This is a genomic window from Kitasatospora sp. NPDC101108 (genome assembly GCF_055584725.1).
Window position 1 is genome coordinate 1 of the sequence record NZ_JBVJLM010000042.1, and the last position, 12,592, is coordinate 12,592.

Here is a 12,592-nt window from a genome sequence, read left to right on the forward strand (position 1 = left end):
CGGCCTGGACAAGACCCCCGTCGGCGGGCTGACGGGCGTCCTGCCCGGCCTGGGCGGCTGATCCCGGCCACCGGGACACCACGACGGGCCGCCCGTACCGCCTCACGGCTCCTGGGGGAGCAGCACCCACAGCGCGAGGTAGACCAGGAACTGCGGGCCGGGCAGCAGGCAGGAGAGCAGGAAGATCAGCCGGACGGTGAACGGCGCCATGCCGAAGCGCTCGGCGATCCCGGCGCAGACGCCGGCGATGACGCGGTTGTGGCGGGGACGGGCGAGGCGCGCGCTCATGGGGACTCCTTGGCTTGCCGCCGGCCGGTCGGTCCGGCGGGGTACTTCCATGCTCCGCCGTCGAAGGCCCCGAATCCTCCGCCCATCAGGCGATTCCCGACCCCGGCAGGTCACCGGGAAGACGTACGTCCCCGTCGGGGTCCGTCTCAGGGATGCCCCGGAGACCGGCGGGTGCCGGGCGGCCCGGAGACCGCCCGATCCGGAGTGTGCGGGTGCGGAGGGCCCGTCACGGGGCCGTCCGACCCGGGGGATATGATTCCGCGGTCGCTGCTGGTGGGGGGCATTCGGCGGCGCCTGCACGGGCTCAACGGGCCCCTCACGCCTGCGATTTCGCACTCTTTCCGGGTTACGCCCGAATTCCTCCGTGAGGTTCCCTTGCGCAACCAGCCCCGAAGAATCCTCGCCGCGGCCGCCACGGCCGCCCTGGTCTCCGGCGCCGCCCTGGCCTCGGCCCCGGCCGCCCTCGCGGCCCCGACGCCCGCCGGTACGACCCAGGCCACCCAGGGCACCCAGGGAGCCTCGTCCACCTCGCCGGTCGTGGTCACCACGAGCGCCTTCCCGGCCGTGGTCAGGGCGGGCACCTCGGTCGAGTTCACCTCGACCCTCAGGAACACCGCGGACCACCAGATGGACGTGACGACCGCCTTCAGCTTCACGACGGTCCGTGGCAGCGGTCCCAGGCCGAGCCAGCTCAGGCTGGAGTACCAGCGCCCCGGCAGCACGCAGTGGCAGGACGCCAGGGCCACCAACACCGACGCCGGCGGCGTGTGGGAGCTGGACGAGTTCGCCAACCGGCTGCACCTCGCGGCCGGTGCCGAGGCCACCTACCGGCTGCGGCTGACCCTCACCGCCGACGCCGCCCCCGGCCCGGCCTCCGCCGGCCTCCTCGCGATGGTCTCGGACCCCACCCTCCCCCCGGAGCAGCGCACCACCCAGGCCTGGGGCAGCACCCCGAACTTCACCGTCGAGAGCAGCACCCCCACCCCGGCGCCCACACCCGCCGCCACGGTGGACGTCAGGCTCGGCGGGGTCCCCGCCGTCTTCACGGCGGGTGCGGAGGCGAAGCCGCTCACGTTGGTGATGACCAACAACAGCGGCAGGGACCTCCGGATCGTGCCCACGCTGGTGTTCCAGGGACAGACCGTCCTCCCCTACGAGTCCGTCAGGTTCGAGTTCCAGGGCTCGGACGGCAACTGGGTGGAGACCACCTCCGGAGGCAGCTCGGACCACCCCACCTGGCAGTACCGGGAGCTGCGGCCGGGCGACAAGGACAGTGCGGTCATCAGCCTGCCGAAGGGCGGGACCAGGACGATCAACCTCCGGCTGGCGTTCACCAAGGACGCCCCGGCCCTCGCCGAGTCCCTGGTCGCCGTCGCGGGCACCCTGCCCGGCGCCGGTGAGAGCCCGGCCGCGGCGTCCAGCCCGAGGGCCGACTTCAACATCGTGGGCCCGGCGGCCTCCACCGGCACCCCCGCCCCCACCACGCCCGTCCCCGGTACGGTCCCGCCCGCCGCCGACCCGTCCACCGCCCCCGCCGCCGTCCCGGCCGCGCAGGTCACCACCGGCGCGCCGAGCCCGGCGGCCGACACCGTGCGGGCCGCCGCCGCGGTCCCGGCCGACGTGACCGCCACCCGGCTCGCCTCCACCGGCGGCGGCTCCTCCTCCGCCCCGATGGCCATCACCGGCGCGACCGCGATCGCCCTCGGCATCGGCACCCTGGTGGTGGCCCGCCGCCGCAACGGCACCCAGGGCGCCAGCAACTGACCCGCTGAAGCCGAAGGCCCGCCCGTCACCCGCTGCGGAGCGGGGACGGACGGGCCTTCGGCTTCGTGCGGGACTCAGCCGGCCGGCTGCTGCGGCGGCTGCGGCTGGGCGTACGGGTTGTCCGCCACCGGCTGGGCCGGCGCGCCCGGCTGGTAGGGCGAGGCGCCCTGCGGCGGCACGGGCCGGCCGGGCTGGCCGGCAACCGGGGCGGCCGGGGCGGCCGGGGCCACTGGGGCGTTCGGGGCGGCCGGGGCGTTCGGGTTGAACGCGGCCGGCTGGGCGGCGCCGGGGGCGTAGGGCGCGTTGGGGTTGTACGGCGCGTTCGGGGCGTACGCCCCGGCCGGCGGGGTCGGCCGGTTCTTCTCGTTGCTCCGCTCGACGACCGCCTTCACCGTGGCGACGATCATGGCGACCGGCAGGATCAGCGCCTGGTAGAAGATCCGGTAAGTGGTGCCCTCGAACTCGAACGCGAGGTAGTAGGCATAACCCGCGAACGCGATGCCGACGGCGATGTTGATGATCCGCAGGCCGGCCTTCAGGCCGCGGAGCGGCAGTACACCGAGGACCACCATGGTGATGCCGCTGAACGCCAGCAGGACGACGTACCAGGAGAACATCGGATCGGCGCTGAAGTCGAGATTGTTCAAGGGGGTTTCCTGTGGGAGGAGAAAAAACGGCGGGAGCCGCCTGGGGACGAGAGCGCACAGTACTGGAGGCGACCGACATCCGTCGTCGCCTTTTCATCACGGTGTCGTTGCGCTGTGTCCGCGCCGCATCAGCACGGTAATTGACGAGATGGGAAAAAATGACCGGTCATGAGGTGCTGCGGGTCTTCTGCGGGCCGGACGGGCGGCACGGGAACGCGCTCGGGGTCGTGCGGGACGGTGCGGCCGTGCCCGGGCGGGCGGCGCGGCAGGAGCTCGCGCGTGAACTCGGCTTCAGCGAAACGGTGTTCATCGACGATCCGAAGCGCGGGGAGATCGACATCTACACGCCGAGCGTGCGCCTGCCGTTCGCGGGCCACCCCTGCGTGGGGGCCGCCTGGCTGCTCGGGGTGGGGCAACTGGTCACCGCCGTCGGGGTGGTGGCCGTCCGGCACGAGGGCGGGCTGACCCGGATCCAGGCCCGCCCGGAGTGGGCCCCGGGGCGGACCCTGCGGCAGTACGGTTCGGCGGCCGAGGTGGAGGCGCTGGAGGTGCCGCCGCCGGGCGAGTGGATCTACGCCTGGGCCTGGCAGGACGAGACGGCCGGTACGGTCCGGGCGCGGGCCTTCCCCGGCCGGGGCGACGGGATCGACGAGGACGAGGCGACCGGGGCGGCTGCCCTGTTGCTGGCGGGGCACCTCGGACGGGCGCTGACCATCACCCAGGGCCAGGGCTCCCAGCTGACGGCGGGCCCGCGCCCGGGCGGGCTGGTCGAGGTCGGCGGCCGGGTGGTGCCCGCGGGGGCGTAGACCCGAGCCGAAGGGTGTCGGGTCAGGAGCGTCCGGAGGCGAGCGGGCGAGTGGCCGTCGGCTCCGCGTAGGCGCGCGGCCGGGCAGCGGGCGCGGCCACCGGCGGGACGGCCAGGGCGGACGCCCGCGGGGCCCGCGGCTCGGGCCGGTCGGCCAGCAGCAGGTGGCGCAGGCCGGGCACCAGGGCGAGGTGGGTGATCACCACGCCGAGCACGGCGAACAGTATGTGGTCCACGTTGAGCACGTGTCCGGGTGTCCAGGAGGAGAGGAACTCCAGGCCGGTCGCCAGCAGGGCGGAGGCGCCCGTGGTGCGCAGGAAGGACGGGAGCCAGGGGGCCCGGACCCGGCCGCCGGCCAGCGGGAGCAGGACGCCGAGCGGGGCGAGCAGGAGGAACTCGCCGACCACCTGCCAGGTGGTGGAGGAGCGGAGCGAGGCCAGCGGAGTCAGGTTGGCGTCGTACACCCAGGCCACCGGCAGCGGTCTGAGCACCAGCCACAGCACCAGCGCCAGGTGGAGGGCCAGGCCCGCCAGTCCGACCAGCCGGAGGGGACGGTGAACGGCCGCCGTCGCCCTGGTCTGGGTCCGTGCGCCGGAACGCCCGCCATCTCGCTGCACGGGGGGAAGGACGTGGGCCGGGGGCGCGCCGGTTCCCTCCCGGATGTGAACATTCCAGGGCGCGCCCCCGTTTCCCCCTCCGCCCGCCCCGCCCCCGGGCATGCCTCAGTGGCAGGGCGCGGCCGTCGGCACCGCGCTGAACGCGTTGTCCGGCGGCGGCGAACCGGGTGCCACCGGGGTCGGCGAGGGGCTCGGAGCGGCGCTCCGGGCGGCGCTGCGGGCCGGGGTGAGGGTCGGGGCCGGTCCGGTCGGGGTGGCCAGGGCGGTCGGTATGTGCGGGGCGGTCGGGCAGGCCGTCCGGCTGGCGGGCGCGCCGGCGTCGACCGGTACGGCGGTCGGCCGGATGCCGCAGCCGGAGGCCAGTGCGAGCAGGAGCAGCACGCCGGCGGTGCGGCGCAGGGTGGTGCGGGTGGGGGAGGTCACGTGGCGTCCTTGTGCTCGTCGTCGCCGGTGGGGCCGCCCTCGGCCCCGCCCGCGGACGGCGGCGGTGGCGGGGTCAGCGGCAGGGTGAGGGTGAACACCGCGCCGACCTCCCCGTTCGCCGCCGTGATCGTCCCCCCGTGGATCTGGGCGTTGGCCATCGCGATGGACAGCCCCAGGCCGCTGCCCTCCGAGCGGGCCCGCCCCCGGTCGGCCTTGTAGAAGCGGTCGAAGACGTGCGGCAGAACGTCCTCGGGGATGCCGGGGCCGCTGTCGGAGACCTCGACCACGACCGAGTCCTCGGTCTGCCGGACCTTGACCCGCACCGGCGAGCCGCCGTGCTTGAGGGCGTTGCCGATCAGGTTGGCGAAGACCACGTCGAGCCGGCGCGGGTCGACCACGGCCAGGATGCCGCGCGGAGCGTCCAGCTCGACCGCGTCGTACCAGGCCCGGCCGTCGATGCAGGACATGATCAGGTCGGCGACGTCCACCTCGTCGGCGACCAGCTTGGCGGTGCCCGCGTCGAAGCGGGTGACCTCCATCAGGTTCTCCACCAGGTCGGACAGCCGCCGGGTCTCGCTGACCACGAGCCGGACGGCCGGTTCGATCATCGGGTCCAGCGACTCGGCCTCGTCCTCCAGGATGTCGGTCACCGCGGTCATCGCGGTCAGCGGGGTGCGCAGCTCGTGCGACATGTCGGCGACGAACCGCCGGCTCTGCGCCTCGCGTGCGCTCAGCTCCTCGACCTGTTCGTGCAGCGACTCCGCTGCCCGGTTGAACGTCCTTGCCAGATCGGCGAGTTCGTCGGAGCCCTCGACCTCCAGCCGGGTGTCCAGGTGCCCCTCGCCGAGCCGCTTGGCGGCCTCGCCGAGTCGCTTGACCGGCCGCAGCACGGTGGCCGAGGCGGCCTGGGCGAGCAGCGCCGAGCCGATCAGCGCCAGCAGCGTGGCGATGGCCAGCGACCAGCCCAGCGTGTTGAGGTCGGCCCGCTCGTTCTCCAGCGACTTGAACATGTACGCCGTCGGACCGTTCGGCAGCACCTTGGTGCCGCCGATCACGAACGGGCGGCCCTCCAGGTTCTGCCGCTGCCAGTACAGGTGGTACGGGTACGGGTTGCTCTCGGTGACCTCGCGCGGCTTGGCGACGGTGGACTGCAGCGCCGCCGGGACGTCGGCCAGGGTGAAGTGCGTCGGGTCGGAGGAGGCCGGGCACTCCGGGTGCGCCCCGTCGACCACGACCACGTCGTAGGTCAGGCCGGAGCTCGCCACGGTGGAGGCCAGCGCGGCGAGCTCCGGACAACTGGCGTTCAGCGGCAGGTCGGAGACGTTGCGGCTGAGCGAGACCCGGAAGTCGTTCAGCGCGGTGTCCTGCGCACGCTTGAGCACCGCGTCGCGGTTCAGCCAGTACGCGATGCCGGAGGCCGAGACGGCGGCGAGCAGCGCGACGGCCGCGAACACCGCGATCAGCCGCACCCGCAAGGAGCGCAGCCGCCGCCACCGGCCGGACGAGAACCGCCGGGCAGTCTGCTGATGGTCAGTCACAAGAGCCTGTCGTCGTACGGAAGTTCAGAAAGGAGGAGGTCAGGCGGGCGGGTCCAGCCGGTAGCCGACGCCGCGCACGGTGCGGATCAGTGTCGGCGCGGAGGGCACGTCCTCGACCTTGGCCCGCAGCCGCTGCACGCAGGCGTCCACCAGGCGGGAGTCGCCGAGGTAGTCGTGCTCCCAGACCAGCCGCAGCAGCTGCTGGCGGGAGAGCGCCTGGCCGGGGCGGCGGCTGAGCTCCAGCAGCAGCCGCAGCTCGGTCGGGGTGAGCTGGAGGTCCTGGCCGTCCTTGGTGACGGTCATCGCGGCCCGGTCGATCACCACGCTGCCGTACGCGGAGGAGTCCGAGCTCTCCCGCTCGCCGCGCCGCAGCACCGCCCGGATCCTGGCGTCCAGGACGCGCGGCTGCACCGGCTTCACCACGTAGTCGTCGGCGCCGGACTCCAGGCCCACCACCACGTCGATGTCGTCCGAGCGTGCGGTGAGCAGGATGATCGGCAGCTGGTCGGTGCGGCGGATCCGACGGCAGACCTCGAAGCCGTCGATGCCGGGCAGCATGACGTCCAGCACGATCAGGTCGGGCCGCTGCTCCTTGAAGAGCCTCAGGCCGTCCTCGCCGGAGGCGGCGGTGGCCACGCGGTGGCCCTGGCGGGTGAGGGCGAGTTCGAGGCCGGTACGGATGGCGTCGTCGTCCTCGATCAGTAGGAGGAAAGGCACGGCCCCATTTTGGCCCACGGAAAGCACCGAATCACCCCCCGGACCGGTCACCGCCCGTACGGGAACCGGAAAGACGGCCACCGGCGTCCGGTACGGAGGGAGCCGGACCGGGACGAAAGGCCCGCCCCTGTGACACCCCTGTGACAGTCGGCGGACAGCGCCATCACAACCGGCGGGCAGGATTTTCCATGTCGCCGCAGGACAGCGGGCCGCAAGGGCCGGCTGGAGGGCGGCAACAGGAACCGCTCGTACCGATCCAAGGGGGCGCACGATGAACGCCATGCTTCAGACCCGGACCAACCCGGCTGTCCGCACCGCGCGTTCGTCAGCGACCACCCACCGGACCCGGTACGAGGTCAGGACCGACGAGAACTCCGGTGCCGTGACCGTACGGGGGTGCGCGCACAGCACCGGTGGAAGCCCTGTCGCACGCCGGGTGAGCGGCGGCGGCAGGACGGGGGAGCTGTACGGGATCGGCCGACTGGGGAGTGCGGTCGACTCCGCCAACACCCTCACGCTGCGGGGGATCCTCCCCGTCCGCGTCGAGGGCAAGGACAACCGGGGGAACAACGGTCTGCGGGCGGTCGGTTCGGGGGAGCCGACCGGTCGCGAGGCCGCCGGTGCGACGCTGCTGCGGCTGAACCCCGCACCGGCCCGCACCACCGGGGCGGGACAGGGAGACGCGCAGGGGGAGCACTCGGCCGTCGCGGAGGACCACATCACGGAGTTCACCGCGTACGTGCGCGAGCGCCGCGCCTCCCTGTACGCCACGGCGTACCACCTCACCGGTGACCGCTACGAGGCCGAGGACCTGCTGCAGAGCGCGCTCTTCAGCACCTACCGCGCCTGGGGCCGGATCACCGACAAGGCCGCGGTCGGGGGCTACCTCCGCCGCACCATGACCAACCTGCACATCTCCGCCTGGCGGCGCCGCAAGGTCAACGAGTACCCGACCGAGGAGCTGCCGGAGACGGCCGGCGACACCGACGCGATGGGCGGCACCGAGCTGCGCACCGTGCTCTGGCAGGCGCTGGCGAAGCTGCCGGAGAACCAGCGGACCATGCTGGTGCTGCGGTACTACGAGGGCAAGACCGACCCGGAGATCGCCGACGTGCTGGGGATCAGCGTCGGCACGGTCAAGAGCAGCATCTGGCGCGCCCTGCGCCGGCTGCGCGACGACGAGCACCTGAACAAGTCGGGCGACACCGTCCGGGCGTTCGGCGAGCTGGTCGCGTAGGACCAAGGGGAAGAGGACTCCCGTCGGGGGACGGGTAGCGGACGGTTGCGGTTCGGGGGCGCCGGCTCGGGGGAGCGGTGCCTGTGGGGAGCCGAGGCCGTTCGGCAGGCGACGGCCCGGTGCGGGGGAGACGCACCGGGCCCGTCGTCGTTCTCGCGTCCGGTCGCGGTTCAGACCGCGGAGAGCTCCCGTGGTCCGGCCGCCGCGCGGACCCGCCGCTCGGCCTCCGCCCCGGCGCACGGGTACGAGCCGAGCTCCACCTGCCGGCCGACGATGGCCCGCTCGGCCCGCATCAGCCGGAAGCCCCGGCGCAGCAGCACCGGCAGCGACTTGCGGCCCTCGCGGACGTCCCGGCGCAGCCGGCGCCAGGCCGTGGTGAGCGCGCCGTTGCGCAGGCACAGGGCGTCCCCGAGCAGGCCCTCGGTCGCGCACTCGGCGACGATCTCGGCGGCGAATATGCCCTCGGCGATGAACGCGGTCGCGCCGCCCAGGTCCAGCGGGCGGGTGGAGACCCGGCCGTTGTCGGGGATCGAGTACACCGGCACCTCGGTGCGCCCGTGCTCGTACAGGGCGCGGATGGCGGCCACGGCCTGGTCGCGGTGCCAGGCGAGCGGGGAGTCCCAGTCCACGGCGCCGTCGGGCAGCCGGGGCAGGGTGGGGTCGTCCCCGTCCTTGTAGAAGTCGTCCAGCTGGAGCACCGGCAGCCCGCTGCGCTCGGCCAGCGAGGACTTCCCCGATCCGGAGGGCCCGGAGAGCAGGATCACCCGGGCATGGGCCGTCGGCGCGGGATTCATGGGGGAGTCACTCACGGGACACCAGTCTGACGCATCCCGGCCGGTTACCGAAACCGTCCGGCGCACACCTTCCCGGTCCCCCGGAGAATCGACGGACCCGCGCCAGGGGGGGAGAGGCGCGGGTCCGTCCAATGACCGCCCGGGCCCTGGGGGGAGAGGGCACTGGGGACGGCCAGTCTGTGGAGTTGTGACGCGGTGGAGCAGGGAGGGTCAGATCCCCATCGGGTGCCAGACCGTCTTCGTCTCCAGGAACGAGAGTAGCCGGTCGGTACCGGGCGCATTGGTCCAGTCCTGGGCGAACGGGTCCAGCTCCGGACGGACCACCCGCTTCAGGGTATCGGCGGCGGCGGCCTCCAGGGCGGGCGCCGCGCCGGGGCCGTCGGCGGCGATGGCCCCGGTGAGGTCCAGCGCGTTGACGTCCTGGTGCGAGGCCAGCGTGGGGGCGATGTCCGCGGTACGGCCCGAGATGATGTTGACCACGCCGCCCGGGACGTCCGAGGTGGCGAGCACCTCGCCCAGCGACAGCGCGGGCAGCGGGGCGTCCGCGGCGGCCGCGACCACGACCGTGTTGCCCGTGGCGATCGCCGGGGCGATCACCGAGACCAGGCCGAGCAGCGAGTGCCCGTAGCCGGCCTGCGGGGCGACGATCCCGACCACGCCGGTCGGCTCCGGGGTGGAGAGGTTGAAGTACGGCCCGGCGACGGGGTTGGCGCCGCCCGCGATCTGGGCCACCTTGTCCGTCCAGCCCGCGTACCAGACCCAGCGGTCGATCGCGGCGTCCACCAGGGCGGCGGCCTTCTTCGGGCCGATGCCCTCGGAGAGCGACACCTCGGCGGCGAACTGCTCGCGGCGGCCCTGCAGCATCTCGGCCACCCGGTACAGCACCTGGCCGCGGTTGTACGCGGTGGTGCCGGCCCAGCCCTTGACCGCCGCGCGGGCGGCCAGGACGGCGTCACGGGTGTCCTTGCGGGTGCCCAGCGGGGCGTTGGCGAGCCACTCGCCCTTTGAGTCGGTCACCTCGTACACCCGCCCGCTCTCGGAGCGCGGGAACTTCCCGCCGACGTACAGCTTGTAGGTCTTGAGGACGTCAAGACGCGCGAAGGTCGTGTCAGACATCGAGGTAGGCCTCCAGACCGTGGCGGCCACCCTCGCGGCCGTAGCCCGACTCCTTGTAGCCGCCGAACGGCGAGGTCGGGTCGAACTTGTTGAAGGTGTTGGCCCAGACCACGCCGGCCTTGAGCCTGTTGGCCATCCAGAGGATGCGCGAGCCCTTCTCCGTCCAGATGCCGGCGGAGAGGCCGTACGGGGTGTTGTTGGCCTTCGCGACCGCCTCGTCGGGAGTGCGGAAGGTCAGCACCGAGAGCACCGGGCCGAAGATCTCCTCCTGGGCGATCCGGTGGGCCTGGCTGACGCCGGTGAACAGGGTCGGCTTGAACCAGAAGCCGGCGGCCGGGAGTTCGCACTCGGGCGACCAGCGGTCCGCGCCCTCGGCCTCGCCGGCGTCGGTCAGCTCGGTGATCCGGGCCAGCTGGGCGGCCGAGTTGATCGCGCCGATGTCGGTGTTCTTGTCCAGCGGGTCGCCGACCCGCAGGGTGGCCATCCGGCGCTTCAGGGCGTCCAGCACCTCGTCCTGGACGGACTCCTGGACCAGCAGGCGCGAGCCCGCGCAGCAGACGTGGCCCTGGTTGAAGAAGATGCCGTTGACGATGCCCTCGACCGCCTGGTCGATCGGCGCGTCGTCGAAGACGATGTTGGCGGCCTTGCCGCCCAGCTCCAGCGACAGCTTCTTGCGGCTGCCAGCGAGCTGCTTGGCGATCGCCCGGCCGACCGGGGTGGAGCCGGTGAAGGCGACCTTGTTGACGTCCGGGTGCGCGGTGAGCGCGGCGCCGGTGCGGCCGTCGCCGGTGACGATGTTGACGACGCCCTTCGGCAGACCGGCCTGGCGGCAGATCTCGGCGAAGCGCAGGGCCGTCAGCGGGGTGGTCTCGGCCGGCTTCAGGACGACCGTGTTGCCGGTCGCCAGCGCGGGCGCGATCTTCCACGCCAGCATCATCAGCGGGAAGTTCCACGGGATGACCTGGCCGGCCACGCCCAGCGGGCGCGGGTTGGCGCCGAAGCCCGCGTAGTCCAGCTTGTCCGCCCAGCCCGCGTAGTAGAAGAACCACGCGGCGACGGTCGGGATGTCGAAGTCGCGGGTCTCGCGGATCGGCTTGCCGTTGTCCATCGACTCCAGGACGGCCAGCTCGCGGCCGCGCTCCTGGATGATCCGGGCGATCCGGAACAGGTACTTGGCGCGCTCGCTGCCGGGCAGCGACGACCAGTCGGCGAAGGCCTTGCGGGCGGCGGCGACGGCGCGCTCGACGTCCTCGTCGGTGCCCTGGGCGAACTCGGCGAGCACCTGCTCGGTGGCCGGGTTGACCGTCTTCAGGGCCTCGCTGCCGGAGGAGTCGACGAACTCGCCGCCGATGAAGTGGCCGTAGGAGGTGGCGATGTCGCCCGCGGCGGCCGGGGACTCCGGGGCCGGGGCGTAGGCGAAGAGGCCTCCGGCCGGCTTGGCCACGGGCTCCTCGATGTTCTTCTTCTTGGCCATGGTGATCAGTCCACCGTCACGTAGTCGGGGCCGGAGTAGCGGCCGGTGGCCAGCTTCTGGCGCTGCATCAGCAGGTCGTTGAGCAGGCTGGAGGCGCCGAAGCGGAACCAGTGCGGGGTCAGCCAGTCGTCGCCGAGCGTCTCGTTGACCATCACCAGGTACTTCATGGCGTCCTTGGTGGTCTTGATGCCGCCGGCCGGCTTCACGCCGACCTGGACGCCGGTGGCGGCGCGGAAGTCGCGGACCGCCTCCAGCATCAGCAGGGTGACCGGCGGGGTCGCGTTGACGGCGACCTTGCCGGTGGAGGTCTTGATGAAGTCGGCGCCGGCCAGCATCGCCAGCCAGGAGACGCGGCGCACGTTGTCGTACGTCTGCAGCTCGCCGGTCTCGAAGATCACCTTGAGGTGGGCGTAGGTGCCGTCCGGGCGCTTGCACGCCTCCTTGACGGCGACGATCTCGTGGTAGACGTCGAAGTAGCGGCCGGAGAGGAAGGCACCGCGGTCGATCACCATGTCGATCTCGTCGGCGCCGGCGGCCACCGCGTCGGCGGTGTCGGCGAGCTTGACCGGGAGGGCGGCGCGGCCCGCCGGGAAGGCGGTGGCGACCGAGGCGACCTGGATGTCGGTGCCGCGCAGGGCGTCCTTGGCGGTGGCGACCATGTCCGGGTAGACGCAGATGGCGGCGACGCGCGGGGTGGTCGGGTCGGTCGGGTCGGGGGTCCTGCCCTTGGCGCACAGGGCGCGCACCTTGCCGACCGTGTCCGCGCCCTCCAGCGTGGTCAGGTCGATCATGGAGATCGCCAGGTCGATGGCATAGGCCTTCGCCGTGGTCTTGATCGAGCGGGTGCCGAGGGAGGCGGCGCGGGCTTCGAGGCCGACCTGGTCGACGCCGGGCAGGCCGTGCAGGAAGCGGCGGAGCGAGGCCTCGGACGCCGCAACGTCCGCGAGGCCGCTGCCCGCAACGCCTGGGGGTACCTCCCGGCCGCCAGGCTGGGGGAGGGCATTGGCTGCAACAGTGGACATAGTCACCAGACCAGCATATCTACGCGCGTAGCCGACCGCTAGGGCGACCAGTATTCCGGCCGCCTTTCGTGGCCGGACCGAGACCTCGGCCACCCGGCGCCCCGGCCCGCCATTCGTGGCCGGACCGAGACCCGCTGGTGAGGGGCGGAT

At 73.1% G+C, this 12,592-nt stretch carries 13 protein-coding genes; 3 read left to right on the forward strand and 10 right to left on the reverse strand.

What is annotated here, in order from left to right:
* Positions 1–102 precede the first annotated feature (102 nt).
* Positions 103–288, reverse strand: a complete 186-nt coding sequence (locus ACZ6Z8_RS38365) for a PspC domain-containing protein (protein WP_465614599.1) — start codon at positions 286–288, stop codon at positions 103–105.
* 375 nt (positions 289–663) lie between these two features.
* On the opposite strand from ACZ6Z8_RS38365, the gene ACZ6Z8_RS38370 reads away from it, so the two are divergent.
* The gene (locus tag ACZ6Z8_RS38370) at positions 664–2,052 is read left to right on the forward strand and encodes a hypothetical protein (protein WP_465614600.1); all 1,389 of its coding nucleotides are present in this window, start codon (positions 664–666) and stop codon (positions 2,050–2,052) included.
* A 74-nt stretch (positions 2,053–2,126) separates the two neighbouring features.
* Here the strand turns inward: ACZ6Z8_RS38370 and ACZ6Z8_RS38375 are convergent, their stop codons facing one another.
* The gene (locus ACZ6Z8_RS38375; RefSeq protein WP_465614601.1) at positions 2,127–2,699 is read right to left on the reverse strand and encodes a hypothetical protein; all 573 of its coding nucleotides are present in this window, start codon (positions 2,697–2,699) and stop codon (positions 2,127–2,129) included.
* Between the two features lie 158 nt (positions 2,700–2,857).
* Between ACZ6Z8_RS38375 and ACZ6Z8_RS38380 the strand changes: the two genes are divergently transcribed.
* The gene (locus ACZ6Z8_RS38380) at positions 2,858–3,505 is read left to right on the forward strand and encodes a PhzF family phenazine biosynthesis protein (protein ID WP_465614602.1); all 648 of its coding nucleotides are present in this window, start codon (positions 2,858–2,860) and stop codon (positions 3,503–3,505) included.
* A 22-nt stretch (positions 3,506–3,527) separates the two neighbouring features.
* Here ACZ6Z8_RS38380 and ACZ6Z8_RS38385 read toward each other — a convergent pair whose 3' ends face one another.
* The 4 genes from ACZ6Z8_RS38385 to ACZ6Z8_RS38400 form a co-directional block, all read right to left on the reverse strand.
* Positions 3,528–4,121 (reverse strand): VanZ family protein, encoded by a 594-nt coding sequence (locus ACZ6Z8_RS38385; protein WP_465614603.1) that lies wholly within the window; start codon positions 4,119–4,121, stop codon positions 3,528–3,530.
* Positions 4,122–4,226: 105 nt separating this feature from the next.
* The gene (locus ACZ6Z8_RS38390; RefSeq protein ID WP_465614604.1) at positions 4,227–4,544 is read right to left on the reverse strand and encodes a hypothetical protein; all 318 of its coding nucleotides are present in this window, start codon (positions 4,542–4,544) and stop codon (positions 4,227–4,229) included.
* Positions 4,541–6,082 (reverse strand): ATP-binding protein, encoded by a 1,542-nt coding sequence (locus ACZ6Z8_RS38395; protein ID WP_465614605.1) that lies wholly within the window; start codon positions 6,080–6,082, stop codon positions 4,541–4,543. The genes ACZ6Z8_RS38390 and ACZ6Z8_RS38395 overlap by 4 nt, the downstream gene beginning before the upstream one ends.
* Before the next feature lie 39 nt (positions 6,083–6,121).
* The gene (locus tag ACZ6Z8_RS38400; RefSeq protein ID WP_030257458.1) at positions 6,122–6,799 is read right to left on the reverse strand and encodes a response regulator transcription factor; all 678 of its coding nucleotides are present in this window, start codon (positions 6,797–6,799) and stop codon (positions 6,122–6,124) included.
* Between the two features lie 271 nt (positions 6,800–7,070).
* Here ACZ6Z8_RS38400 and ACZ6Z8_RS38405 point away from each other — a divergent pair, with 271 nt between their 5' ends.
* On the forward strand, positions 7,071–8,036 hold the full coding sequence (locus ACZ6Z8_RS38405; protein WP_465614606.1) for a SigE family RNA polymerase sigma factor: 966 nt from the start codon (positions 7,071–7,073) through the stop codon (positions 8,034–8,036).
* Positions 8,037–8,206: 170 nt separating this feature from the next.
* On the opposite strand, the gene ACZ6Z8_RS38410 is transcribed toward ACZ6Z8_RS38405, so the two are convergent.
* From ACZ6Z8_RS38410 to deoC, 4 genes are all read right to left on the reverse strand, one after another.
* Positions 8,207–8,845, reverse strand: coding sequence for an ATP-binding protein (locus ACZ6Z8_RS38410; protein WP_465614607.1), 639 nt, complete (start codon positions 8,843–8,845; stop codon positions 8,207–8,209).
* A 195-nt stretch (positions 8,846–9,040) separates the two neighbouring features.
* On the reverse strand, positions 9,041–9,946 hold the full coding sequence (locus ACZ6Z8_RS38415) for an aldehyde dehydrogenase family protein (protein ID WP_465614608.1): 906 nt from the start codon (positions 9,944–9,946) through the stop codon (positions 9,041–9,043).
* The gene (locus ACZ6Z8_RS38420) at positions 9,939–11,420 is read right to left on the reverse strand and encodes an aldehyde dehydrogenase family protein (RefSeq protein ID WP_465614609.1); all 1,482 of its coding nucleotides are present in this window, start codon (positions 11,418–11,420) and stop codon (positions 9,939–9,941) included. The genes ACZ6Z8_RS38415 and ACZ6Z8_RS38420 overlap by 8 nt, the downstream gene beginning before the upstream one ends.
* A 5-nt stretch (positions 11,421–11,425) precedes the next feature.
* Complete coding sequence (gene deoC, locus ACZ6Z8_RS38425) at positions 11,426–12,442, reverse strand: deoxyribose-phosphate aldolase (protein WP_465614610.1); 1,017 nt, start codon at positions 12,440–12,442, stop codon at positions 11,426–11,428.
* Positions 12,443–12,592 lie beyond the last annotated feature (150 nt).